This is a genomic window from Duganella zoogloeoides, assembly GCF_034479515.1.
Lineage (GTDB): Bacteria > Pseudomonadota > Gammaproteobacteria > Burkholderiales > Burkholderiaceae_D > Rugamonas > Rugamonas zoogloeoides.
On sequence record NZ_CP140152.1, the window covers coordinates 4,605,803 to 4,628,559 of the forward strand.

The window sequence follows — 22,757 nt, forward strand, 5'->3', positions numbered from 1 at the left end:
TAAATTTATTTTTTCTCGGGGACCAGGCAGGCATCGACCACTTGCAGATCATTGTCCTTGGCGAACGAGATCACGAAGTGATAGGCCATCGGTTCGAGGTCACGCAGCTTGCCGTTGACCACCACCGACTTGACGCCATTGACCACGGTAGGCGTGACGTAAGGCGAAAACTGCAGGTGGGAATCGCGGCCGCCACCGATGCCAGGCGGCTTGAAGCAGGCCATCACGCCGCACAGACGCTCGGCCCAATCGCTGGGACGGAACGCCCGGCCATTGCTGGTTTGGCCAAGGATGAAGAACGAATCCTGCTGTTCTACCGGTTTTTGAACTGACTCTGCCATGGGCGGCTGCTCTGCGATGAGACGTGTGGGTGAGGAACATACGTATTATATCTTATAGAAGACCTGAATACGTAAGCCCTTGATTTGACGTGGAGTTTTATTTAAAACATCCACAATGGTGCAGAAAATGCGCGCCCTGCACCACCGAACACCGCTATTGTACCGCGCTATCGCCCGCTCAAGCGATCCTCAAGGCGTGGCGCCGAGCCATACCGCGCCGGAGAGCAGCAGCAACAACATCATCCACAGCAGCAGCGCGCGCCATACCAGGCCGACCGTGCTTTGCAGCGACCGCACGCTCGGCTCTTCGCCCGGCAGGGTGTCGGCCTCGACGTCGGAGATATCCACCGTGGCCGAGTCGATCAGCGTCACGCGCACCGCGTGTTCGGCCGGGGAACCGAGGCGCACGCCCATGGCGCCGCCGCCGGCCGACAGGATAATGCCGATCGCCTCGTCGGCCCAGCGGCGCGAGAAATTGCGCCAGGCGTAGATGGCGTCCTCGAAATTGCCCACCACGGCAAACGCCACGGCGGTCAGGCGCACCGGCAGCCAGTCGATCCAGTAATAGGCGCGGCCCGCAAACAGGCCGAAGGCTTCGTTGCGCATGTGTTCCGGCTCGTTCCAGGCCCGCGCCACGTATTCCGACACGCGGTACAGGATGGCGCCCACCGGACCGAGTATCAGGAACCAGAAGAACACGCCGAACACGTTGCGGTGGGTGGTGATCAGCGCCTTTTCCACGGCCACGCGCGAGATTTCGTTGGCGTCCATGCCGATGGTGTCCTGGCGCGTCCATTCGGCCAGCAGCGCGCGCGCGGCGGTTTCGTCGCCGGCGTTCAGGGCCAGCTGGATCGACGTGAAATAGTGGCTGTAATGGCGAAAGCCCAGCGTGAGGTACACGATCAGCACGTTCCAGGCGAACGACGCCAGGAACCAGTCGTAGTAGTGCAGCACCCACGAGATGGTGGCGACCGGCACCAGCAGGATCGCCATCATCAGGAACCAGCCGATGCGCCCGTGCGTGGCCTGGCCGGCATTGAACCAGGTCTCCATTCGCAATGCCAGGGCCTTGATCTCCGCGTAAATAAAATTATCCGCCCGCAGCGGTTTCATTTGCTCGATCAGCAGCGCGCACAGAATGGAAAGAAATGTCATCAATAATCCTTTTGGTCGGTACTACGTGCAGCCATACCTCGATGCCCGTTACGATAACCTAGACGTGTAACAGAATCAAACATTAAGAAGGCGTCAGGCGCGCAGGAAGTGGAATAAATTCCTGAGCATGCCGGCAGTCGCGCCCCAGATGTAATAGGTGCCATACGGCATGGCGTAGAAGCTGCGCCGGCCGGACGGCAGTTCGACCGACAAGCGCTGGTGGTGCAAGCCGTCCATCAGGAACGCCAGCGGCACCTCGAAAATCTCTTCCACCTCGCCGGGATCGGCTTGCAGGGTGAACGGCGGCGTCACCAGCGCCACCACCGGCGTGACGCGATAACCGGTGCCGGTGTAATAGTCGGGCAAGCTGCCGATCACTTCAACGTGGGGGCGATCAAGGCCAATTTCTTCTTCCGCCTCGCGCAGCGCGGTCTCGACCGGGCTGGCGTCGTACGCTTCGGCGCGGCCGCCGGGAAAGCTGATCTGGCCCGGGTGGTCGGTGAGGTCGGCGTTGCGCTGGGTGAGCACCAGGCTCAAACCCTCGGGACGCTGTACCAACGCGATCAGGACCGACGCGGCAGTGGCAGGCGAACCGTCCGCCCGCACCGCATAGTTGGTTTCAGCCGCTTCGGGCGCCCACTCGGGCTGCTCGGCAAAGCGCTGGCGCAGCCAGTCGGCGTTGAGACGTTCGATCGCCAGCGCCGGTTCGCCGGCGATCGCGTCGATCGGTAATATGCGGGGGTCGAACAGCAGCTTGGCCAAGTGGGCTCCGGAATGAAGTAACCGACTAAAAAGAGGGGCACCAACTTGGCGCCCCTCTCTCCAAACACAATCGCTGCTATTAAGCGGCGACTGCTTTTTTCGCCGCTGGGCGACGGTTTGGCAGTTTTTCCTTGATACGTGCCGATTTACCGGAACGATCACGCAGGTAGTACAGTTTAGCGCGACGTACGTCACCGCGGCGTTTCACTTCGATCGAAGCGATCAGCGGGGAGTACAGTTGGAAGGTACGCTCAACGCCTTCGCCGGACGAGATCTTGCGAACGATGAAGTTCGAGTTCAGGCCACGGTTACGACGGGAGATCACGACGCCTTCGTATGCCTGGGCGCGCTTGCGGGTGCCTTCGACGACGTTGACGTTCACGACCACGGTATCGCCAGGTGCAAAATCAGGGATGGTTTTGCCCAGGCGAGCGATTTCTTCTTGCTCGAGTTGTTGAATCACGTTCATTTTATAAACTCCAAAAGCCATCATGCCGGCGCGCTGTGGGGTTGAGCCCGATGCCCGGTAGAGGATGGTGCACTACAATAAAAATAGACAGGTATACCTGCCCGGGGACTACAACAGGTTTTTATAAACCTGCCAAAAACTTTTCATCGACCTTGCTCAGCTGCCCCGCCGCGCGGGCCTTGACCAGCAGGTCGGGCCGCTTGCGCGCGGTCGCTTCCAGCATGCGCTGGCGCCGCCACTTGCCAATCTCGGCATGGTTGCCGCCCATTAAAACCGGCGGTACCGCCACGCCTTCGTACGACTCGGGGCGCGTGTAATGCGGCGAATCGAGCAGGCCGTTCACGAAACTGTCTTCAACGGCCGAGGCATCCGTGTTCAACACGCCGGGAATCAGGCGGATCACGGCATCCATCAAGGCCATTGCCGGCAACTCGCCGCCGGACAGCACGAAATCGCCGAGGCTGATTTCTTCGTCGATGCAGCGGTCCAACAGGCGCTGATCGACTGCTTCGTAGCGGCCGCACAGGATCACCAGGCCGGGTTCCTGCTTGAGCTGGACCACGCGCTCGTGCGTCAACTGCTTGCCCTGGGGCGACATGAACACCACGCGCGGCGCCGGCAAACCGGCTTCAACTTGCCGCGCTTTCGCTGCGTTGATGGTCGCTTCCAGGGGTTTGGCCAGCATCACCATGCCGGGGCCGCCACCGTACGGGCGGTCATCCACGGTGCGGTGATTGTCGGTGGTGAAATCACGCGGATTCCACAACGACAAGCCACATTTATTTTGTTCGAACGCGCGCCGGGTGACACCCGACTGCGTCAGTGCGGCGAACATTTCGGGGAACAGGGTCACGACATCAAATTGCATGGCGGGCCGCCCTTATGTTCACTAGTAATCAAGGCCCCAATCGACAGTAATTTTTTTCGCCTCTTTGTCCACCTTGATGATGAACGCTTCGACAAATGGAATCAGGCGCTCTTGCGCCGCGTCGTCGGGTGCTGCCTCTGCGGAAGTTGCCGGCTTGATGCGCAAGATCGACTGTGGACCGTTGCTCATCATGTCAGTCACCGTACCGAGGGACTCACCTTGCAGATTTTCTACTTCCAGACCAATCAACTCGGTCCAGTAAAACTCGTCTTCCGACAATACCGGGAAGCGGCTGCGCGGAATGGAAACAGCGGCGCCCTTGAGCGCTTCTGCGACATTCCGGTCAGTGACGCCGACCAGCTGTGCGACCACGTCGCCGCCATGCAGTTTGCACTGCTTGACATCGACATCGTGCAAGATGGGCTTGTCGATCCACCAGGTTTTCACCGAGAGCAGCGCATCCGCATCTTCCGAGAAAGGACGGATCCTCACCCAGCCAGCGACGCCATAGGCACCGAAGACAAAGCCTACCTGTGCCAGATCGTCGGGGACTTGCACCCCGGATGCTTGCTTATCGGTCAAACCAGCAACCTATTACGCTGCTTTGTTCGAAGCTACCAGGCGAGCCACGGTTGGCGACAGTTGCGCGCCGACCGATTGCCAGTGAGCCAGACGGTCAGCGGTGATGCGCAGTGGCACTTCGCCGCCTTGCGCCATCGGGTTGTAGAAACCGATGCGTTCGATGAAACGGCCATCGCGACGATTGCGCGAATCGGTTGCAACGATGTTGAAGAACGGACGCTTCTTGGCGCCTCCACGAGCTAAACGAATAACGACCATAATATTTCCAAAAAGTGTGCTAGGACGGAAAAAGCCGCAAATTATAGCGCGCCTGACCGCAAAGCAGCAAGCGTTAATGAAATAATCGGGCAGATTGGGGTAATCGAAGATTATCCCCCGTTCCGGCCAACGGGGCAATACCTGGAGAGGCTTCTTGCCAAAAAAGTAGGCCGGGGGCGACATTATGACCGATACTGGCCGCCTCCGAACTTTTTTGCCGCATTCCAATGACCGCACGCCACAAAAGCAAGACCACCGCTACCCTGCTCGCCTTCCTGTTCGGCGGCCTCGGCCTGCAACGCCTGTACCTGCGCGGCTGGCGCGATCCGTGGCTGTGGCTGCACCTGGCGGCCCTGCCCGCCGCCTGGCTGGTGGCCACGCTGGCGCCGCAAGCGGACGGCTTCTACCAGCTGTTACCGATTATGCTGTCGGGACTGGCAGGCTTCCTGGAAGCGCTGGTGCTGGGCCTGATGCCTGACGACAAGTGGGATGCGCGCTTCAATCCGCACTCCGCAAAGCAGTCGGACACGCGCTGGCCCATCGCCATCGTCCTGGTTGCCACCATGACCATCGGCGCCGCGAGCTTGATTGCCACAATCTCACGCCTTTTCGATCTGCTCTACACAGGCGGCGCCTACGGCTAACTTTACAATTAACGAGGAGAACAATATGAACAAGCACTCCATCCTGCTGGCAGTGGCGCTCACTACCCTGACATCGACGTCCTATGCGCAGATGAGCAAGTCGGAATACAACGCCGAGACCAAGCGCATCGCCACCCGCTACGCGGCAGACAAGAAACTGTGCGCGGAAGAAGGCAGTTCGAGCGCGCGCATGCAGTGCCTGCGCGACGCCCAGAGCGAATACACGCAGCACAATGCCGACGCCAAGGCGCGCTACAACACCAAGGCGCCCAAAGCGACGGCTTGCCACGACTGCGGCCGCGTCACCTCGGTCGTTGTCGGTGAAAAAGCCGGTGAAGGCGGCGCCGTGGGCCTGATCGCCGGCGGCGTGGCCGGCGCCCTGCTGGGCAACCAGGTCGGCAGCGGCGGCGGCAAGAAGCTCGCCACCCTGGCCGGTGCCGCCGGTGGCGCCTACGCGGGCAAGCAAGTGGAAGGCCATGCACGGACCACCAAGCAGTGGACCGTGCACGTGCGCTACGACGACGGCAAGCAGGACAGTTTTGTGTACGACAACGACCCGCAGATGGCCAACGGCGACCGGGTGCAGAAGCAGAACGGCACGTTAATTCGCCGCTAAGAGCACGCGATAAACGCCTTCGCGGCGTTGCAGCGCTTCGCTCCGAAGGTGTTCTCGGGCACCCCATATCGTAAAAAAAGCAGCCGAGGCTGCTTTTTTTACGTCCGGGGGAGCTTAGAACTGCGCCTCATCCAGCGCCAGCACGCCGGCGCTGCCATCGACAATCGCCGTGCGCAGGCTGCTCGACTGCGACAGGATGTGGTCGGCAAAGAAGCGTGCCGTGCCAATCTTGGCCCGGTAGAAGCCGGCATCACCCTCGCCCGCTTCGAGCTTGCCTTGCGCAATCGCCGCTGCGCGCGCCATTTGCCAGCCGCCCAGCACCACGCCAGCCAGTTTCAGGTACAGCACGCTGCCGGCAAACACGGCTTTGACGTCGCTCTTGACGTTGGCCACCACGAAGTCCACCGCTGCCGCCAGGTCGTCGGCGCCGGCCGCCAGTTGCTGGGCAATCGCTTGCAGGTTGGCGTCGCCCGATGCGGCCAGCTGCGCCTGGGTGGCGCGCACTTGCTCGACCAGGCCCCTGGCCACGGCGCCGCCGTCGCGCACGGTCTTGCGGCCCACCAGGTCGTTGGCCTGGATCGCGGTCGTGCCTTCGTAAATCGTGAGGATCTTGGCGTCGCGGTAATGCTGGGCCGCGCCCGTCTCTTCGATGAAGCCCATGCCGCCGTGCACCTGCACGCCATCGCGCGCCACGTCCTGCGACATTTCGGTGGACCAGCCCTTGATGATCGGCACCAGGTATTCGTACACGGCCAGGTTCTGCTTGCGCACCGCCTCGTCGGCGTGGCTGTGGGCGATGTCGGACAAGCCCGCCCCCACGTAGGCCAGCGCTCGCGCTGCCTCGGTTTGCGAGCGCATATTCATCAGCATGCGGCGCACGTCCGGGTGGTGGATGATGGCGACCGGACCGGCGGAGCCAGCCACATCGCGCGACTGCACGCGGTCGCGCGCAAACGCCACCGCTTTTTGATACGCGCGCTCGGCCAGCCCAATGCCTTGCAGACCGACGCCGAAGCGCGCCGCGTTCATCATGATGAACATGTATTCGAGGCCGCGATTTTCTTCGCCGACCAGGGTGCCGATGGCGCCGCCGTGGTCGCCGAATTGCAGCACGGCCGTGGGGCTGGCCTTGATGCCGAGCTTGTGTTCGAGCGAGACGCAGTGGGCGTCGTTGCGCGCGCCCAGCGTGCCGTCGGCATTGACCAGGAACTTCGGGACGATGAACAGCGAAATACCTTTGACACCGGCCGGCGCATCGGGCGTGCGCGCCAGCACCAGGTGCACGATGTTGTCGGAGAAATCATGCTCGCCGTACGTAATAAAGATCTTGGTGCCGAACACTTTATAGGTGCCGTCACCCTGCGGCTCGGCGCGGGTGCGCACGGCGGCCAGGTCGGAGCCCGCTTGCGGCTCGGTCAGGTTCATGGTGCCGGTCCATTCGCCCGAGACCAGCTTTTCCAGGTAAATCGCTTTTTGCTCGTCGCTGCCGGCCGTCAGCAGCGCTTCGATGGCGCCGTCCGACAGCAGCGGGCACAGCGCGAACGAAATGCTGCCCGAGTTCAGCATCTCGATGCACGGCGTGGCCAGCAACTTGGGCAAGCCCTGGCCGCCAAACTCGACCGGATGCTGCACACCCTGCCAGCCCGCCTCGCCGAAGGCCTTGAACGCGGCTTTAAAGCCTTTCGAGGTGGTGACCTGGCCGTCGTGCCAATAACTTGGCTCCTTGTCGCTGGCGTGGTTCAGTGGCGCGATCACGCCGCTGACGAACTTGCCGTTTTCTTCGAGGATGGCTTCGGCCGTGTCGAGGGTGGCGTCTTCATTGCCGGGCAGCGCGGTGACGGTGGCCAGGTCGGCCAGTTCGTTGATGACGAACAGCATGTCTTTGAGGGGGGCTTGGTAGGGCATGATGTCTCCGGATTCTGATGTCGTGTAGGGAAATTCGGGTAAAAAAAAGCCACGATGGTCAGGCGTCTAGCGCGCGACCAGCGTGGCTCCTTGCAGCAGGGAGGATTAGCCCAGCTCGGCCACCAGCTGCGGCACCACTTCAAACAGGTCGCCCACGATGCCGTAGTCAGCCACCGAGAAGATCGGCGCTTCCGGATCCTTGTTGATCGCCACGATGACTTTCGAGTCTTTCATGCCGGCCAAGTGCTGGATCGCGCCCGAGATACCGACGGCGATGTACAGGTTGGGCGCGACGATCTTGCCGGTCTGGCCCACTTGCCAGTCGTTCGGCACATAGCCGGCATCGACTGCTGCACGCGAGGCGCCCATGGCGGCGTTCAGCTTGTCGGCCAGCGGTTCCAGCACTTTGAAGGCTTCGCCCGAACCCATGCCACGGCCACCGGACACGATCACCTTGGCGGCGGTCAGTTCCGGACGGTCGGACTTGGCCAGCTCGCGGCCCACAAAACTCGACTTGCCCGAATCGGCCACAGCGGCAACGGTTTCGGTGGCAGCCGAACCACCGGTGGCAGCGGCAGCATCGAAGCCGGTAGCGCGCACGGTGATGACCTTGATCTTGTCGGACGATTGCACGTAGGCAATCGCGTTACCGGCGTAGATCGGACGCTCGAAGGTATCGGGCGAATCGACCTTGGTGATTTCGGAAATCTGCGCCACGTCCAGCTTGGCGGCCACGCGTGGCAGGATGTTCTTGCCGTAGGCGGTGGCTGGCGCCAGGATGTGGCTGTAGGCATCGCCCTGCGCCAGGGTCAGGATTTGCTCGGCGACGTTTTCGGCCAGGCCGTCGGCAAAGTGCGGCGCGTCGGCCACGATGACTTTCGACACACCGGCGATTTGCGCGGCAGCCGCAGCGGCAGCGCCGGCGTTGGAACCGGCCACCAGCACGTGCACGTCGCCGCCGCACTGGGCAGCTGCGGTCACGGTGTGGAGGGTGCTGCCTTTCAGGCTGGCGTTGTCGTGTTCTGCGATAACTAATGCGACCATGATGATTCCTTTAGATGACTTTGGCTTCGGTGCGCAGCTTGGCGACCAGGATGGCGGCGTCCGGCACGATGATGCCGGCCGAGCGCTTGGCAGGCTCGACAACCTTCAGCGTTTTCAGGCGCGGGGTCACATCGACGCCCAGGTCTTCCGGCTTGGTCACGTCCAGCGGTTTTTTCTTGGCCTTCATAATGTTCGGCAGCGTCACGTAGCGCGGCTCGTTCAGGCGCAGGTCGGTGGTGATGATCGCTGGCAGGGTGAGCGCCAGGGTTTCCAGGCCGCCGTCCACTTCGCGGGTAACGGTGACTTTACCGTCTTCCAGTTCCACTTTCGACGCGAACGTCGCTTGTGGCCAACCGAGCAAGGCAGCCAGCATCTGGCCGGTCTGGTTGGAGTCGTCGTCGATGGCCTGTTTGCCCAGGATGATCAGTTGCGGCTGCTCCTTGTCGGCCAGCGCCTTGATCAGCTTGGCCACTGCCAGCGGTTCCAGTTCCACGTCGGTCTGCACCAGGATGCCGCGATCGGCGCCGATTGCCATGCCGGTGCGCAGGGTTTCCTGGCACTTGTCGACGCCGCACGATATCGCCACCACCTCGGTGACCTTGCCCGATTCCTTGAGGCGCGTGGCTTCTTCCAGCGCGATCTCGTCGAACGGGTTCATCGACATTTTGACATTGGCGATATCGACGCCGGTGCCGTCCGATTTGACGCGGACCTTGACGTTGTAGTCGACCACGCGTTTGACGGGTACCAAGACTTTCATAGCTGTGCCTTTGGGAAAATAGTGAATAACGGACTAAATTAGTGGGCTAGATTATATGAGAAATCCGCCGGACACAATAAATTAAAGCACGATCGTGCGATTTTTAGTTAGTGGAAGTCGTCTAAAAAGCTTCTTAGACGATCATTCCATTTGCAATGCTGAGTGAGGGCTTGGTGAGAAAGAAAACGCCAAAGGCTTATTTGCGGCGCATCAAAAAGACGAATTCGCGGCCCGTTTGCACGTGCGAGAGCAGTGCGTTGCCGGTTTGTTTGGCGAAAGCCTGGAAGTCGCGAACGGAGCCAGGGTCGGTTGCCATGATGCGCAGCACTTCGCCGCTTTGCAGTTCTGCCAGGGCTTTTTTCGCCTTGAGGATCGGCAGCGGGCAATGCAGTTCGCGCGCATCGAGTTCCATGTGGAATTCCATGATTTCGTTGTCTAGTATCGTGTCGGTCATCTTGAACCCGCTAGTTAGCTAGGAAGTAGTGCAGCATTTTCGCAATACTACTCCTTTTCAGTGCTCTTGACGCGCTGCACCAAAATAGTTCGTAGCCCGTTGCAATTCTGCAACGGGAACTTGCAAGTATACAATCAAGTCGTTCAAACAATAACGGCCCGCGCTTGACACGCGGGCCGTCGATACCCCTGATTTTACAGGGTTACTTGCAATGCAGGACTATATTTTGCCCTCAGGCTTTAGCGCCCACCCAGTCCACCACGCCTGCCAGGGCAGCTGGCAAACCGCTTGGATCGGTACCGCCGGCCTGCGCCATATCGGGGCGTCCGCCGCCTTTTCCGCCCACTTGTTGTGCAACGAAGTTCACCAGTTCGCCGGCTTTGACCTTGGACGTGGCGTCGGCGGTCACGCCTGCAATCAGGCTCACCTTGCCGTCGTTGACGGCGGCCAGCACGATGGCGGCGGTTTTCAGCTTGTCCTTGAGCTTGTCCATGGTCTCGCGCAGGGTGGCCACATCGGCGCCTTCCAGCACAGCTGCCAGCACCTTGATGCCATTCACATCGACTGCCTTGGTGGCCAGTTCGTCGCCCTGGCCCGAAGCCAGTTTGGATTTGAGTGCCGCCAGTTCTTTTTCCAGCGATTTCACCTGGTCCTGCACGGCGCCGATCTTGACCAGCAGCTCGTCCGGGTTGGATTTGAACGCGGCTGCAGCATCGCCGAGCTTGCGTGCCAGGCCTTGCACCAGTGCCAGCGCGCCCTCGCCCGTCACCGCTTCCACGCGGCGGATGCCAGCAGCAACGCCGCCTTCGCCGATGATCTTGAACAGGCCGATGTCGCCGGTACGCTGCACGTGCACACCGCCGCACAGCTCTTTCGAGGTGCCGATGTCGAGCACGCGCACTTCGTCGCCGTACTTCTCGCCGAACAGCGCCATGGCGCCATGCTTGACAGCGTCGTCGAACGACATGTGTTGCGCTTTGGTGGCGTGGTTTTCCAGGATCTCTTTATTGACCTTGGCTTCCACTTCGGCGATTTGCTCGGCCGTCAGCGGTGCGTTGTGGCTGAAGTCAAAACGGGTTTTGTCCGGATCGACCAGCGAGCCTTTTTGCGCCACGTGGCCGCCCAGCACTTCGCGCAGGGCTTTGTGCATCAGGTGGGTAGCCGAGTGGTTGCGGATGGTGCGGCCGCGCTTGTGCAAGTCCACTTCCGCCGAGACGGCGTCGCCCACTTTCAGGCTGCCCTGGGTCAGCACGCCGTGCTGGCCAAACACGTCGGCCTGGATCTTCAGCGTATCTTCCACCTCGAACAGGCTGCCAGCGGCCTTGATCGCGCCCTGGTCGCCCACCTGGCCGCCGGATTCGGCGTAGAACGGGGTGGTATCAAGCACCACGATGCCCGCTTCGCCCTGCTTGAGTTCCGGCACCGACGCGCCATTGGCATACAGCGCGATGACTTTGGCGTTGACGCTCAGGTCGTCGTAACCGACGAATTTTGTCTTCTCGCCCGTGTATTCGACATTGGCGGCCATCTTGAACTTGCCGGCGGCGCGCGCGGTTTTCTTTTGCTGCTCCATGGCGGCGTTGAAACCTGCTTCGTCGAGCGTGATGTTGCGCTCGCGGCAGATGTCGGCGGTCAGGTCCAGCGGGAAGCCGTAGGTGTCGTACAGGGTGAACGCGGTACCGCCGTCGAGCTTGGTCGGATCCTTGGCCAGCTGCGCTTCGAGGATCTTCATGCCGTTTTCCAGCGTTTCGCCGAAACGCTCTTCCTCGGCTTTCAAAGTGGCGGCAACGCGGTCCTTGGCTTCGGCCAGTTCCGGATAGGCCACGCCCATCTCGATGTTCAGGTCTGTCACCAGCTTGTAGAAGAACGGTTTCGTTTGGCCCAGCTTGTGGCCGTGACGCAGTGCGCGGCGGATGATGCGGCGCAGCACGTAACCGTGGCCTTCAGGACCGGGGATGATGCCGTCGACGATCAGGAACGACGCGGCGCGGATGTGGTCGGCAATCACGCGCAGCGATTTCGACTCCAGGTCGGTGGCGCCGGTTTCGCGCGCGGCAGCCTTGATCAGGTTCTGGAACAGGTCGATTTCGTAGTTGCTGTGCACGTGTTGCAGCACGGCGGCCAGGCGCTCCATGCCCATGCCGGTATCGACGCACGGCTTGGGCAGCTTGTTCATATTGCCCGCTTCGTCGCGGTTGAACTGCATGAACACCAGGTTCCAGATTTCGATGAAGCGGTCGCCGTCTTCCTCGGCCGAACCCGGAGGGCCGCCCCAGATGTCGGCGCCGTGATCGTAGAAGATCTCGGTGCACGGGCCGCAGGGACCGACGTCAGCCATCTGCCAGAAGTTGTCGGACGCGTAGCGCGAACCCTTGTTGTCGCCGATGCGGATGATGCGCTCTGTGGGCACACCGATTTCGTTGGCCCAGATGTCGTACGCCTCGTCATCCTCGAAATACACGGTAACGGTGAGTTTTTCGGCCGGCAGGCCATAGACCTTGGTCAGCAGTTCCCAGGCGTACTGGATAGCGTCACGCTTGAAATAGTCACCGAAGCTGAAATTGCCCAGCATTTCGAAGAACGTGTGGTGACGCGCGGTGTAGCCGACGTTTTCCAGGTCATTGTGCTTGCCGCCGGCGCGCACGCAGCGCTGCACGGTGGTTGCGCGCGAGTACGGGCGCGTGTCGAGGCCAAGGAAAACGTCCTTGAATTGCACCATACCGCTGTTGGTCAGCAGCATGGTCGGATCATTGCCAGGTACCAGCGGGCTGGAACGGACAATCGTGTGACCCTTGGATTCAAAAAACTTGAGGAACTTCTCGCGGATTTCAGATGATTTCATGTCGTATGCAGGGAGGGTAGCTGGCAAATGCAAAGGGTTGATTATATATGACGTCCAGTACGGCAGGGCTTCAGGCGAATGCCGGGCCGATCAAATCCACCCGATCCGTGCAAAAGCCGTCCACGCCCCACAACAGGATTTCGCGGGCCCGGGCCGGATCGTTGACGGTATAGCAAAACAGGCCAAAGCCGGCTTGCTTGATGGTCGCGGCCAGTTCCGGGGTCAAATGCTTGTGGTTGGTGTTGATGGACACGGCTTGCAGCGCCCTGGCTTGCTCTTGCCAGTCGGCCGGAATGCGGTCGAGCAAATACGCGCGCGGCACCTCGGGCGCGCCATCGCGGGCGGCAGCCAGCGCCTCGAAGCTGAACGAGGACAGCAATGGCACATGGGCCATGCCGCCTGCTGCGATCTCGTCGGCATAGGCGTCGCGCGTCACCCGCGCCACCCAGGCGCCGGTAGCAGCTTCAAAACCGTCGGCGGGCTTGATTTCCACGTTCATCCAGATGCCCTGCTCCTTGCAGTAATCGATGAACTGGGTGTAGTACGGCACCGGTTCGCCCTTGAACTGGACGCTGTGCCAGCTGCCGGCATCCATCGCCGCCAGGTCGCGCGCCAGCGTTTGCGCGACCGCGCCGGGCCCGGCCACGGTGCGGCCGAAATCGGGGTCGTGCATGACCATGCCGATGCCGTCTTTCGACAGCATCACGTCGAACTCGACGGCGCGGAAGCCGTAAGCAAGACCGGCGCGCAAGCCGGCCACCGTGTTTTCCGGCGCCAGGATGCCGCCGCCGCGATGCGCAACAATTTTAGGATATGGCCACATGATGCCGAATTAGTGATGGAATTGGGAGGGACGGAACCACGACACTATCACGATCCCGGCACAGACACTACACTGGCGGGCGAGACTTCCCAAGAGAGAGATAAAGATGACTTTACCGAAAGCGCTGGGCCATATCCGCGTGCTGGACCTGAGCCGCGTGCTGGCTGGCCCCTGGTGCTCGCAAAACCTGGCCGACCTGGGCGCCGACGTGATCAAGATCGAGCGCCCCGGCAACGGCGACGACACCCGCGCCTGGGGCCCGCCCTACGCCAAAGATGCCGCCGGCAACGACACCACCGAAGCAGCGTATTACCTGGCCGCCAATCGCGGCAAGCGCTCGGTGACGATCGACATTGCCAGTCCCGAAGGCCAGGCCCTGCTGCGCGAACTGGTGCAGCACTGCGACGTAGTCCTGGAAAACTACAAGGTGGGCCAGCTGAAACGCTACGGCCTCGATTACGATTCGCTCAAGGCCATCAAGCCCGATCTCGTCTACTGCTCGGTGACCGGTTTCGGCCAGGACGGCCCGTATGCGCACCGCGCCGGCTACGACTTTCTGATCCAGGGCATGGGCGGCCTGATGTCGGTCACCGGCGAACGCGACGACCTGCCCGGCGGCGGCCCGCAAAAGGCCGGCGTGGCGCTGACCGACCTGATGACGGGCATGTACGCCACCATCGCCATCCTGGCGGCACTGACCCACCGCGACCGCAGCGGCGCAGGCCAGTACATCGACATGGCGCTGCTCGACGTGCAGGTGGCCATGCTGGCCAATATGGGCAGCAACTACCTCAACAGCGGCAAGCCGCCCAAGCGCTGGGGCAATGCCCATCCGAACATCGTGCCGTACCAGACCTTCGCGTGTGCCGACGGCTACATCATCGTCGCCACCGGCAACGATGGCCAGTACCAGAAATTCGTGGAGGTGGGCGGCCGCGCCGACCTGGCCTTCCACGAGCGCTACGCCACCAATCCGCTGCGCGTGAAACACCGCGAAGAACTGGTGCCGCTGCTGGCCGGGATGGTGTTGCGCCAGACCCGCGACTTCTGGATCGAGCAACTGGAGGCAGTAGGCGTACCGTGCGGCCCGATCAACAACCTCGACGACGTGTACAGCAACCCGCAAGTGCTGGCGCGCGGCATCGTCACCGAAGTGCCGCACCCCACCGCCGGCACCGTCAAACTGGTACGCAACCCGATGCGCCTGTCGGCCTCGCCGGCGGACAATGCCGTCGCTCCGCCATTGCTGGGCCAGCACACCGACGACATCGTGCGCGATTTACTGGGCCATAGCGACGACGAGATTGCCGCGCTGCGGGCCAAGGGAGTGCTGTGAGCGACGGCTCAAGCCTGGAACGCCCCCAACCCCTGCCGCCTCAGCGCAGCATTCAACGACCGGACCCGCTCGGCCAGTTCCGCTGGCAAGGCAACCAGCCGCTGGCCGAGTTGGGGACGTGAAGGCGCGGGCACTTGCCGGTGGTCTTCGAAATAAAAATCGAGTGCGGTGACCAGCGCGTCCTCGGCCATGCAGATGGCTTCGGCCTCGGTATCGCCCTGGGTGATCGCCTCCGGGATATCGGGAAAAGTAACAACGTAACCGCCCGAGGGATCGGGGGAAAAGACAGCAGGATATTGCATGGCAACCTCCTTGGTGGAACATTGACTGAGCTTCAGTTTTTTCTTGACCGCGTCGACCAGTGCCTGCTTGAGTTCTTTGGACGGATGGCGCGGCAGTATGGTTTGTTCGCCGTTGGCGTATAGCTTCATGTGTTTCGAGCCTTGCCTGACTTGCACGCCGCGCTGTATCAGCCAGCGCAGGAATTCGCTTTGCTTCATGATCTCTCCGAATATAGTCGGTTTTTCTCGTCCGCTCAAGCAAGCAGAGCGGTCCCTGGACTGGGGCGTCCAGCCGACTATTGCAAATCCCGTTTCAGTTCCTGGATCTGGCTGGCCATATGACTGACCGCGCCGCGGATCTGGGCCGACAGTTGCGGGATGTTGGTGCACACGCGGCGGGCGCGTTCGGCGGAGGCGGTCATGTCGGTGACCAGCTTGCGGATGCGGGCCTGGTCGCCCGATTGCAGTACTTCGCGCGCGGTGTCGCCCAGGCGGTCCACGCGCTGGATGCTGTCGCGCAGTTCGCTGGGCAGGTGTTGTTCGGCCGAACTGGCCTCGGACGCCTGGCCGATCGCTTGTTCGACCAGGTGGAAACGGCGTTGAATATTGTCGCTGCGATCGCTGGTACGGTCGTTGGTGGGCTGCATGGTGTCACCTCCAGAAAGTGCGGAATGAAGAGGGAACGAACAACGTTCCCAGCTTGATTCGACACTGGCTGCGGCCGACAGATTCCGTGCTGTTTATTGATGTGGATCAGGGCGCTTGTCGCGGCTTCTTACTTCTCGGCCGCGCCCAGCGGCGCCAGGCTGCGCAGGCGTAACGCCACCAGCAAGCCCAGGCCCAGCGCGGCTCCCAGCACCATCACCACGCCCGGCCAGCCGCTGCGCTCCCACATCACACCGGTGGCCGAACCGACCACGCTCGAGCCGAGGTAGTAGAAAAACAGGTACAGCGCGGAAGCGAGCGCCTTGTTCGAGAGCGCGCGCCGCCCCACCCAGCTGCTGGCCACCGAGTGCGTGGCGAAAAAGCCGTAGGTGAACAGCGCCACGCCGGCGATGATCAGCGGCAGCCAATTCGACAGCGTGAGCAGCAGCCCGATGAGCATCATCGCCATCACCGCCCACAGCACGTGGCGGCGGCCATAGCGGTCGGCCAGCTTGCCCGCCCACACCGAGCTGTAGATGCCGAGCAAATACAGGAACGACACCGTGCCCACCAGGCTCTGGCTCAGGCCAAACGGCGCCCCCAGCAGGCGATAGGCGATGTAGTTGTACAGGCTGACAAACGCGCCCATCAGCAGGAAGGCCAGCGCGAACATCCAGGGCAAACCGGCATCGCTCAGGTGCAGCCTGAAACCGGCCGGCAAGGTGCGCCAGCCGCCGTGCGATGGCGTAAAGTGGCGCGACGGCGGCAGGCTGCGCCAGAATTCCCACGCCGCCATGATGCCGGCCACACCGACGATGCCGACCGCCAGGCGCCACGAAAAATGGTCGCTGAGCACTGATGTAATCACCCGGCCCGCCATGCCACCAAACGCGCTGCCGCTGATGTACAAGCCCATCGACAAGCCCAGCGAGGTCGGTTCGATCTCCTCGCCAAGATAGGCCATGGCAATCGCCGGCATGCCGCCCAGGGCCACGCCCAGCAAGGCGCGCATGGCTAGCAGCTGATGGTAGTTGTGGGCAAACGCACACAGCACCGTCATCACGGCGGCAATCGCCATGGCGGCCACCATCAGCGGTTTGCGGCCCAGCCGCTCGGAAATCGCGCTGGACACCACCAGCGACACGGCCAATGCAGCGGTCGAGATCGACAATGCGAGACTGCTTTGCGCCGCGCTCAGCGCGAACTCGTGCGACAACAACGGCATCAGCGGCTGCACGCAGTACAGCAGCGCGAAGCACGAAAAGCCGCCGAAGAACATGGCGCGGTTGCTGCGCTTGAAGTCGGCGGTGCCGGCGGCAATGCGCGGCGCCGACTTGGGCGACATGGGCAAAACAGGCGTGGCGGCAGCTGCGGTGGACATGGCGAGCAATCTGAAGCAAAGGTGATAAGCCATCTTAGGATTGCACGATACGACTGTCCAATATATATTTAAGTCGTTAGTCATACTTTAAAACGATAACAGCCATGGAACTTCGTCACCTCCGTTACTTCGTCGCCGTTGCCGAGGAACTCAGTTTTACGCGCGCGGCCGAGCGCTTGCACATCGGCCAGCCACCGCTCAGCCACCAGATCCAGATGCTGGAAGCGGAGGTGGGTGCGCAACTGCTCGAACGCAGCAAGCGCTGGGTGCGGCTGACGGAAGCAGGCAAACTTTTTCTCGACGATGCGCGGCGCATCCTGGCGCTGTCGCACCAGGCGGTACAAACGGCGCAGCGGGCCGAGCGTGGCGAAGCCGGCGAATTGCGCGTGGGTTTTACATTTTCCACGCCGCTCACGCCCTTGTTTGCCACCGTGATCAACCGTTACCGCCAGCGCTATCCGGGCGTGACGCTGACCCTGCACGAAATGTCCACGTTCGAGCAACTTGACGCCATCGGCGACCGCCGGCTGGACCTGGGCCTGGTGCGCCCGCCCGAGCAGGTACTGCCCGACAACGTGGACTTGACCGTGCTGCGGCGCGATCCGCTGGTGCTGGTGCTGCCGGTCGAGCATCCGCTGGCGCACAAGCAGGCGATTGCCATCAGCGACCTCAAGGGGTTGCCGCTGGTGATGTTCCCGAAGACGGCCGGCACCGGCATCCATCCGCAGATTTTCCGGCTGTGCAAGGAGGCGGGGTTTGTGCCGAATATCGCGGTGGAGGCGGCCGAGGGTTCGACCATCATCGGCCTGGTGGCGGCCGGCAGCGGGATTTCGGTGTTGCCGAGTTCGTTCGAGATTATCCGCATGGGCGGCGTGTGCTACCGGCCGCTGGCCGATCCGGAAGCGAATACGGCGCTGCTGCTGGCGCGGCGCAAGGATGAGATTTCGCCGCTGGTGGCGGGGTTTGTGGCGGTGGCGGAGGATGTTGCAGAAGAAGCTGCGGGCTGAGCCGCAGCTTCAAGATGAATACTTACGAGTAATCGGCATCGAGCTCGGAACCGGCATAGTTCTCCAGCTCCGCAAACAAGGTTTTCATGGCCGTGCGGCCACGGATGTGCTGCAGCACCGTGCAGGTCGCGCGGTAACTGGCGATGCGGTCGAGCAGCACCGGGTGGTGTTGCACCGGCACGGCAGCCACCAGCGCGGCCCAGCCTTCTTCGAAATCGGGCTTGTTCTTGCGCACCGATTTGACGAAGCGTTCGAACTCCTTCTGGCCGGTACGCGCCATCACCCTGCCCCCGCCTTCCACCGCGAAAATGATCGCCAGCGCGATCACGCCTTCGGCGTTGAGGTCGGTGTCGGACACCGGGCCTTCGCTGTGGTGGCGGCGCAGCCAGTTGGCCAGGCGCACAATCGCCTGCACTTCCTTGCGCTGCTTGAGCATGACCACGTAACGGTCGCTGCCGTTCCAGTTCTGGTTCGGGTCGGTCTGGCACAGGTCGACGAACAGGTCGCGCAGGCGCCTTGCCGCGTACACCGGGTCGGTATCGTACTCGCCGACCAGGGCATCCTCCGGCAAGGCCGACAGTTCCTTGATCAGGCGGAAACCGATCTGGAACGCGTGCTCGGCGCCCTCCTCGATCAACAGGTCGAGGGCATCGAGGTCCGGGTCGTCGCTGTCGAGTTCAGCCTCCGGCAGCGCATGATCGAGGCCCAGCGATACCGCGCCCACCGTCAGTTGCAACGCCTTCTGGATGCCGTCGGCGGTGCGGTCGTTGGTGAACTTTTCGGCCACCATGGCGGTGATGCCGGTCAGTTCATCGGCCAGCGTGTAGGCGGCGTCATCATCGGGCTCGGCAGCCAGTTTCTGGATCGCGCGCGTCAGGCGCGGCAGGTTTTCTTTGACGATTGCTGGCAGCATGGGTCAGCGTTCCATCACGAGAAAATGCCGGTGCCGACACTGCGGCGCGACGCCTTGACCACGCGCGTGGACGGCACTTGCTTGCGCAGGCGGTACAGCAGTTCCTTGGTCGAGCGCTGCAGGAAGTTCTGCTCTTCGTCCGGGTCGTCGTTGAACTCGGCGTCGGCCAGGTCGGCGCTGTGGCGGAACTCGGGGAACAGCTCGAACAAGGCGCGGTCCCAGCCGTCTTCCGACGCCTGCGCCAGCGCGATCGCCAGCGGGACCATGTCGTTGTCGGACGAGGTCTGGCCGGTCAGGTACGGGCCCTTGGCAATGATCTCGCCGGCCACTTCGAGGATTTCCTTGGGCGCCATCGAGAACAGAATCGCGAACATGGTCGCACCATGGTCAGGGGCCGAAGCGGCCGCCAGCAGCTCGTTGCGGCGCTCTTCGTCGTCGGTGGCAAACACCACGCCGTGGACGTGGGCGAACAGCGACTCGGCGATGCGCTCGGGATCGTCCTCGATCTGGTCGTCGGGCCAGGTGGCGGCAATAAAGGCCAGGCTGTCGGCCCAGGCCTTGGGCGGCACCAGCAAGGTGGCCAGCGACATCTTGCCGCCGTCAAAGCCGGCCATGTGCAGCGCGGTCACTTGCGGCGGAATATTGGACAGCACTTCCACCACGGCCAGGTCGCCGTACTGGTCGGCGGCATCGGCAAACGCCTGCTCGGCATGGCCCAGGGAGCCGGCCAGCACCAACTCGGTCACTTGCTTGCTCAGCGCTGGCAGATTGCGGGTTTGGTCGTCGGACATGGTTTAATCTCCATCCTTGTCGAACATTTGGGCAAAATCGTCGGTCGCGTTGTCTTCGTCTTCGATATCGTCGCCATCGTCGTTGGCCGACAATTGCTCGAGCGACTGGTCGTCGTCGTCCCACTTGCGCGGGTTTTTAAACAGGAAGGCGGTGATGATGGCCTGGCGCGCCAGGTCGGGCAGGTTTTCCTGCAGCGCCGCGTACATGCGGCCGGCTGCCTCGCCCTTGCACGACGCCATGGCGAACACGCGCGCGGCATCGCCGAACTCGTAGTCGCCCGCTTCGGCCAGCAGGCCTTTCGGGTCGGAAAACTCCAGGTGGTCGACCAGCGCGAAGGCCAGCATGTTGACGTCCTCGATGCCGCCGCCGGTGGCGTACTCGTCCACCAGTGCGTCGATCATGCGCTGGTAGTTCTTGCGGTCGGGCGGGTCGCCCAGGATGCCGTCGATCTGGCCTTCGAGTTCGCGCGACTGGTAGGCGAACTCCGGGTGTACTTTTCTCATGTTCCTGCTTTCGTGATGGTGTGGAGGGCGTTTCAGGCAGCGGGCAGCGTGGTGCCATGCAGGCTGAACAGGGAACGCCACAGCTGGTAAGCCTCGGCCTCGGCATCGATGATGATGCGGTGGTTCACGCTCTGGTTGTATTCCTCGCGCTTGACCGGATCCGACAGGATCTCGTACGCCTTGGTGATGGCCTTGAAGCGCGCTTCGGCGCCGGGCGCCTGGTTGCGGTCCGGGTGAAAACGCATCGCCAGCGAGCGGTAGATCTTCTTGATCTCGTCGTCGGTGGCGTTCGGCGCGATTCCCAGCGTGTTGTAGTGATTTTCCATTTGGGAAACTCCGAAACAAAATAGATGAACCAAAGGCGAATTATACCTGTCGCGCCACACCCGCCCCCGGGTTCGGCATTGACAGCGACAACGGCGGGTCGCCGCAATGCAGCATTTCCCCTGATCGCACCCGAGGGATACGGTAAAATGGTCCTTACACGAACTTCTCCAAGTCAATCTTTCAGATGAGCAACGATAAAAAAAGCGCGGCGCCAGAACTCCCTTCGAACTTCCTGCGGGCCATCATCGACCACGACCAGGCGGCCGGCACCTATGTGCGCGACGATCTGCCCACCGTGATCACCCGCTTCCCGCCGGAACCCAACGGCTACCTGCACGTGGGTCACGCCAAATCGATCTGCCTGAACTTCGGCCTGGCGCGCGACTACCAGGGCCGCTGCAATCTGCGTTTCGACGACACCAACCCGGCCAAGGAAGAGCAGGAATACGTCGATACCATCATCGACAGCGTCAAGTGGCTGGGCTTTAACTACGACTACCCGGCAGCCGATGGCGGCGTGGAACACCACCTGCACTACGCTTCCGACTACTTCGACCAGCTGTACGAAATGGCCGAGTACCTGATCGAAGAAGGCCACGCGTACGTGGACAGCCAGTCGGCAGACGATATGGCGGCCAATCGCGGCAATTTCAATACGCCGGGCGTCAATTCGCCGTTCCGCAACCGTCCTGTGGACGAATCGCTGCAAATCTTCCGCGACATGAAAGCGGGCAAGTACGCCGACGGCGAGCACATCCTGCGCGCGAAGATCAGCGAAGATGCGATGTCGTCGCCCAACATGAATATGCGCGATCCGGCCATCTACCGCATTCGCCATGCGCACCACGTGCGTACCGGCGACGCCTGGTGTATCTACCCGATGTACGATTACACGCACCCGATCTCGGACGCGCTGGAAAACATCACCCATTCGATCTGCACGCTGGAATTCCAGGACCACCGCCCGTTCTACGACTGGCTGCTGGAAACCTTGTCCAGGGGCGGCTTCTTCAAGCTGCCGGTGCCGCGCCAGTACGAGTTCTCGCGCCTGAACCTCACCTACGTGGTGACATCCAAGCGCAAGCTGCGCCAGCTGGTGGACGAACACATCGTCGACGGCTGGGACGATCCGCGCATGCCTACCATCGTCGGCCTGCGCCGCCGTGGCTACACGCCCGAAGCGATCCACCTGTTCTGCGAACGCATCGGCGTCACCAAGTCCGACGGCTGGATCGACATGAGCACGCTGGAAGGCTGCCTGCGCGAGGATCTCGATCCGAAAGCGCCGCGCGCCACTGCCGTGCTGCGTCCGTTGAAACTGATCATCGACAACTACCCGGAAGGCCAGAGCGAGGAATGCACGTCGCCGGTCCATCCGCACCACCCGGAAATGGGCGTGCGCACCTTCCCGATCACGCGCGAACTGTGGATCGAGGCAGAAGACTTCATGGAAGTGCCGAGCAAGGGTTATTTCCGCTACTACCCGCCGATCGACGACAAGCCGGGCAGCCGCGTACGCCTGCGCCATGGTTACGTGACCGAGTGCACCGGGTACGACAAGGACGAACACGGCAACGTGGTGGCCGTGCACGTGAATTACTTCCCGGATTCGAAATCGGGCACGCCCGGCTCCGATAACTACAAGGTCAAGGGCAACATCCACTGGGTGTCCGCCGCAACCGCGTTGCCGGCCGAAGTGCGGCTGTTCGAACGCCTGTTCACCGATCCGCATCCCGATGCCGGCGGCAAGGACTTCAAGGAAGTGCTCAATCCGAACGCCAAGGAAGTGATCACCGCCTACCTCGAGCCAGGCATGAGCGCAGCGCTGCCCGACCAGCGCTACCAGTTCGAGCGCCACGGCTACTTCGTGGCCGACCGTGTCGATGCGCAACCGGGCAAACCGGTGTTCAACCGGATTGTCACGCTCAAGGACAGCTTCGTGGCCAAGTAAGCGATGCCCACGACAAGCCGGCGCCCTCCTGCAGGAGGCGCCGGCTTTTTTTACATCCATAAATTCACTTGACTTGCAGATCGAATATTTTTTATAGT

The 22,757-nt window shown here is 62.0% G+C and carries 25 protein-coding genes; 5 read left to right on the plus strand and 20 right to left on the minus strand.

The annotated features are described in order from the left end of the window. Positions 1–5: 5 nt before the first annotated feature. The 7 genes from SR858_RS20365 to rpsP all read right to left on the minus strand — a co-directional run bounded on the left by SR858_RS20365 (position 6) and on the right by rpsP (position 4,435). Complete coding sequence (locus SR858_RS20365; RefSeq protein ID WP_019921713.1) at positions 6–341, minus strand: DUF3579 domain-containing protein; 336 nt, start codon at positions 339–341, stop codon at positions 6–8. Positions 342–530: 189 nt separating this feature from the next. Next, the gene (locus tag SR858_RS20370; RefSeq protein WP_019921712.1) at positions 531–1,496 is read right to left on the minus strand and encodes a CobD/CbiB family protein; all 966 of its coding nucleotides are present in this window, start codon (positions 1,494–1,496) and stop codon (positions 531–533) included. Between the two features lie 93 nt (positions 1,497–1,589). Then, entirely contained in the window at positions 1,590–2,258 is a 669-nt protein-coding gene (locus tag SR858_RS20375) for a CoA pyrophosphatase (RefSeq protein ID WP_019921711.1), read from the minus strand. 79 nt (positions 2,259–2,337) lie between these two features. Further along, complete coding sequence (rplS, locus tag SR858_RS20380) at positions 2,338–2,727, minus strand: 50S ribosomal protein L19 (RefSeq protein WP_019921710.1); 390 nt, start codon at positions 2,725–2,727, stop codon at positions 2,338–2,340. A gap of 121 nt (positions 2,728–2,848) precedes the next feature. Next, positions 2,849–3,595: a tRNA (guanosine(37)-N1)-methyltransferase TrmD gene (gene trmD, locus SR858_RS20385; RefSeq protein ID WP_019921709.1), complete on the minus strand. Its 747-nt coding sequence runs from the start codon at positions 3,593–3,595 to the stop codon at positions 2,849–2,851. A 21-nt stretch (positions 3,596–3,616) separates the two neighbouring features. Continuing rightward, positions 3,617–4,177 (minus strand): ribosome maturation factor RimM, encoded by a 561-nt coding sequence (gene rimM, locus SR858_RS20390; RefSeq protein WP_019921708.1) that lies wholly within the window; start codon positions 4,175–4,177, stop codon positions 3,617–3,619. Positions 4,178–4,189: 12 nt separating this feature from the next. Further along, positions 4,190–4,435, minus strand: coding sequence for a 30S ribosomal protein S16 (gene rpsP, locus SR858_RS20395; protein WP_019921707.1), 246 nt, complete (start codon positions 4,433–4,435; stop codon positions 4,190–4,192). A gap of 227 nt (positions 4,436–4,662) precedes the next feature. On the opposite strand from rpsP, the gene SR858_RS20400 reads away from it, so the two are divergent. Further along, a complete protein-coding gene (locus SR858_RS20400; protein WP_019921706.1) occupies positions 4,663–5,079 on the plus strand; it encodes an NINE protein in 417 nt (138 codons plus the stop codon). 25 nt (positions 5,080–5,104) lie between these two features. Then, complete coding sequence (locus SR858_RS20405; RefSeq protein ID WP_019921705.1) at positions 5,105–5,695, plus strand: glycine zipper 2TM domain-containing protein; 591 nt, start codon at positions 5,105–5,107, stop codon at positions 5,693–5,695. 114 nt (positions 5,696–5,809) lie between these two features. On the opposite strand, the gene SR858_RS20410 is transcribed toward SR858_RS20405, so the two are convergent. From SR858_RS20410 to ugpQ, 6 genes are all read right to left on the minus strand, one after another. Next, positions 5,810–7,600 (minus strand): acyl-CoA dehydrogenase, encoded by a 1,791-nt coding sequence (locus tag SR858_RS20410; RefSeq protein ID WP_019921704.1) that lies wholly within the window; start codon positions 7,598–7,600, stop codon positions 5,810–5,812. 105 nt (positions 7,601–7,705) lie between these two features. Further along, positions 7,706–8,644, minus strand: coding sequence for an electron transfer flavoprotein subunit alpha/FixB family protein (locus tag SR858_RS20415; RefSeq protein WP_019921703.1), 939 nt, complete (start codon positions 8,642–8,644; stop codon positions 7,706–7,708). Positions 8,645–8,654: 10 nt separating this feature from the next. Continuing rightward, positions 8,655–9,404: an electron transfer flavoprotein subunit beta/FixA family protein gene (locus tag SR858_RS20420; RefSeq protein WP_019921702.1), complete on the minus strand. Its 750-nt coding sequence runs from the start codon at positions 9,402–9,404 to the stop codon at positions 8,655–8,657. 196 nt (positions 9,405–9,600) lie between these two features. Then, positions 9,601–9,828 carry a sulfurtransferase TusA family protein gene (locus tag SR858_RS20425; protein WP_026637260.1) on the minus strand — a complete coding sequence of 76 codons (228 nt, stop codon included), beginning with the start codon at positions 9,826–9,828 and terminating at the stop codon, positions 9,601–9,603. A 262-nt stretch (positions 9,829–10,090) separates the two neighbouring features. Further along, on the minus strand, positions 10,091–12,700 hold the full coding sequence (gene alaS / locus SR858_RS20430) for an alanine--tRNA ligase (RefSeq protein ID WP_019921700.1): 2,610 nt from the start codon (positions 12,698–12,700) through the stop codon (positions 10,091–10,093). A 70-nt stretch (positions 12,701–12,770) separates the two neighbouring features. Further along, positions 12,771–13,523: a glycerophosphodiester phosphodiesterase gene (gene ugpQ, locus SR858_RS20435; protein WP_019921699.1), complete on the minus strand. Its 753-nt coding sequence runs from the start codon at positions 13,521–13,523 to the stop codon at positions 12,771–12,773. A gap of 106 nt (positions 13,524–13,629) precedes the next feature. On the opposite strand from ugpQ, the gene SR858_RS20440 reads away from it, so the two are divergent. Beyond that, on the plus strand, positions 13,630–14,859 hold the full coding sequence (locus SR858_RS20440) for a CaiB/BaiF CoA transferase family protein (protein ID WP_019921698.1): 1,230 nt from the start codon (positions 13,630–13,632) through the stop codon (positions 14,857–14,859). Positions 14,860–14,867: 8 nt separating this feature from the next. On the opposite strand, the gene SR858_RS20445 is transcribed toward SR858_RS20440, so the two are convergent. The 3 genes from SR858_RS20445 to SR858_RS20455 all read right to left on the minus strand — a co-directional run bounded on the left by SR858_RS20445 (position 14,868) and on the right by SR858_RS20455 (position 17,166). Beyond that, positions 14,868–15,359, minus strand: coding sequence for a type II toxin-antitoxin system HicB family antitoxin (locus tag SR858_RS20445; RefSeq protein WP_019921697.1), 492 nt, complete (start codon positions 15,357–15,359; stop codon positions 14,868–14,870). Between the two features lie 77 nt (positions 15,360–15,436). Next, positions 15,437–15,787 carry a hypothetical protein gene (locus tag SR858_RS20450; RefSeq protein WP_019921696.1) on the minus strand — a complete coding sequence of 117 codons (351 nt, stop codon included), beginning with the start codon at positions 15,785–15,787 and terminating at the stop codon, positions 15,437–15,439. Between the two features lie 128 nt (positions 15,788–15,915). Further along, positions 15,916–17,166, minus strand: coding sequence for an MFS transporter (locus SR858_RS20455; protein ID WP_019921695.1), 1,251 nt, complete (start codon positions 17,164–17,166; stop codon positions 15,916–15,918). 104 nt (positions 17,167–17,270) lie between these two features. Here SR858_RS20455 and SR858_RS20460 point away from each other — a divergent pair, with 104 nt between their 5' ends. Then, the gene (locus SR858_RS20460) at positions 17,271–18,173 is read left to right on the plus strand and encodes a LysR substrate-binding domain-containing protein (RefSeq protein WP_019921694.1); all 903 of its coding nucleotides are present in this window, start codon (positions 17,271–17,273) and stop codon (positions 18,171–18,173) included. A gap of 22 nt (positions 18,174–18,195) precedes the next feature. Here the strand turns inward: SR858_RS20460 and SR858_RS20465 are convergent, their stop codons facing one another. From SR858_RS20465 to SR858_RS20480, 4 genes are read right to left on the minus strand one after another with little or no spacing between them, the layout of a single operon-like run. Further along, the gene (locus tag SR858_RS20465; RefSeq protein ID WP_019921693.1) at positions 18,196–19,086 is read right to left on the minus strand and encodes a hypothetical protein; all 891 of its coding nucleotides are present in this window, start codon (positions 19,084–19,086) and stop codon (positions 18,196–18,198) included. A 14-nt stretch (positions 19,087–19,100) separates the two neighbouring features. Next, on the minus strand, positions 19,101–19,877 hold the full coding sequence (locus SR858_RS20470) for a hypothetical protein (RefSeq protein WP_026637258.1): 777 nt from the start codon (positions 19,875–19,877) through the stop codon (positions 19,101–19,103). Between the two features lie 3 nt (positions 19,878–19,880). Further along, positions 19,881–20,381, minus strand: a complete 501-nt coding sequence (locus SR858_RS20475) for a hypothetical protein (RefSeq protein WP_019921692.1) — start codon at positions 20,379–20,381, stop codon at positions 19,881–19,883. A gap of 32 nt (positions 20,382–20,413) precedes the next feature. After that, a complete protein-coding gene (locus tag SR858_RS20480; protein WP_019921691.1) occupies positions 20,414–20,707 on the minus strand; it encodes a DnaJ domain-containing protein in 294 nt (97 codons plus the stop codon). A gap of 185 nt (positions 20,708–20,892) precedes the next feature. On the opposite strand from SR858_RS20480, the gene SR858_RS20485 reads away from it, so the two are divergent. Next, complete coding sequence (locus SR858_RS20485) at positions 20,893–22,659, plus strand: glutamine--tRNA ligase/YqeY domain fusion protein (protein WP_019921690.1); 1,767 nt, start codon at positions 20,893–20,895, stop codon at positions 22,657–22,659. The last annotated feature ends 98 nt before the right edge of the window (positions 22,660–22,757 follow it).

Bases quoted from the DNA above. Each gene is read 5' to 3' on its own strand.
- SR858_RS20365 (WP_019921713.1), bottom strand. From the start codon at position 341: ATGGCAGAGTCAGTTCAAAAACCGGTAGAACAGCAGGATTCGTTCTTC.
- SR858_RS20370 (WP_019921712.1), bottom strand. From the start codon at position 1,496: ATGACATTTCTTTCCATTCTGTGCGCGCTGCTGATCGAGCAAATGAAA.
- rplS (WP_019921710.1), bottom strand. From the start codon at position 2,727: ATGAACGTGATTCAACAACTCGAGCAAGAAGAAATCGCTCGCCTGGGC.
- trmD (WP_019921709.1), bottom strand. From the start codon at position 3,595: ATGCAATTTGATGTCGTGACCCTGTTCCCCGAAATGTTCGCCGCACTG.
- rpsP (WP_019921707.1), bottom strand. From the start codon at position 4,435: ATGGTCGTTATTCGTTTAGCTCGTGGAGGCGCCAAGAAGCGTCCGTTC.
- SR858_RS20400 (WP_019921706.1), top strand. From the start codon at position 4,663: ATGACCGCACGCCACAAAAGCAAGACCACCGCTACCCTGCTCGCCTTC.
- SR858_RS20405 (WP_019921705.1), top strand. From the start codon at position 5,105: ATGAACAAGCACTCCATCCTGCTGGCAGTGGCGCTCACTACCCTGACA.
- SR858_RS20410 (WP_019921704.1), bottom strand. From the start codon at position 7,600: ATGCCCTACCAAGCCCCCCTCAAAGACATGCTGTTCGTCATCAACGAA.
- SR858_RS20415 (WP_019921703.1), bottom strand. From the start codon at position 8,644: ATGGTCGCATTAGTTATCGCAGAACACGACAACGCCAGCCTGAAAGGC.
- SR858_RS20420 (WP_019921702.1), bottom strand. From the start codon at position 9,404: ATGAAAGTCTTGGTACCCGTCAAACGCGTGGTCGACTACAACGTCAAG.
- SR858_RS20425 (WP_026637260.1), bottom strand. From the start codon at position 9,828: ATGGAATTCCACATGGAACTCGATGCGCGCGAACTGCATTGCCCGCTG.
- alaS (WP_019921700.1), bottom strand. From the start codon at position 12,700: ATGAAATCATCTGAAATCCGCGAGAAGTTCCTCAAGTTTTTTGAATCC.
- ugpQ (WP_019921699.1), bottom strand. From the start codon at position 13,523: ATGTGGCCATATCCTAAAATTGTTGCGCATCGCGGCGGCGGCATCCTG.
- SR858_RS20440 (WP_019921698.1), top strand. From the start codon at position 13,630: ATGACTTTACCGAAAGCGCTGGGCCATATCCGCGTGCTGGACCTGAGC.
- SR858_RS20445 (WP_019921697.1), bottom strand. From the start codon at position 15,359: ATGAAGCAAAGCGAATTCCTGCGCTGGCTGATACAGCGCGGCGTGCAA.
- SR858_RS20450 (WP_019921696.1), bottom strand. From the start codon at position 15,787: ATGCAGCCCACCAACGACCGTACCAGCGATCGCAGCGACAATATTCAA.
- SR858_RS20455 (WP_019921695.1), bottom strand. From the start codon at position 17,166: ATGTCCACCGCAGCTGCCGCCACGCCTGTTTTGCCCATGTCGCCCAAG.
- SR858_RS20460 (WP_019921694.1), top strand. From the start codon at position 17,271: ATGGAACTTCGTCACCTCCGTTACTTCGTCGCCGTTGCCGAGGAACTC.
- SR858_RS20465 (WP_019921693.1), bottom strand. From the start codon at position 19,086: ATGCTGCCAGCAATCGTCAAAGAAAACCTGCCGCGCCTGACGCGCGCG.
- SR858_RS20470 (WP_026637258.1), bottom strand. From the start codon at position 19,877: ATGTCCGACGACCAAACCCGCAATCTGCCAGCGCTGAGCAAGCAAGTG.
- SR858_RS20475 (WP_019921692.1), bottom strand. From the start codon at position 20,381: ATGAGAAAAGTACACCCGGAGTTCGCCTACCAGTCGCGCGAACTCGAA.
- SR858_RS20480 (WP_019921691.1), bottom strand. From the start codon at position 20,707: ATGGAAAATCACTACAACACGCTGGGAATCGCGCCGAACGCCACCGAC.
- SR858_RS20485 (WP_019921690.1), top strand. From the start codon at position 20,893: ATGAGCAACGATAAAAAAAGCGCGGCGCCAGAACTCCCTTCGAACTTC.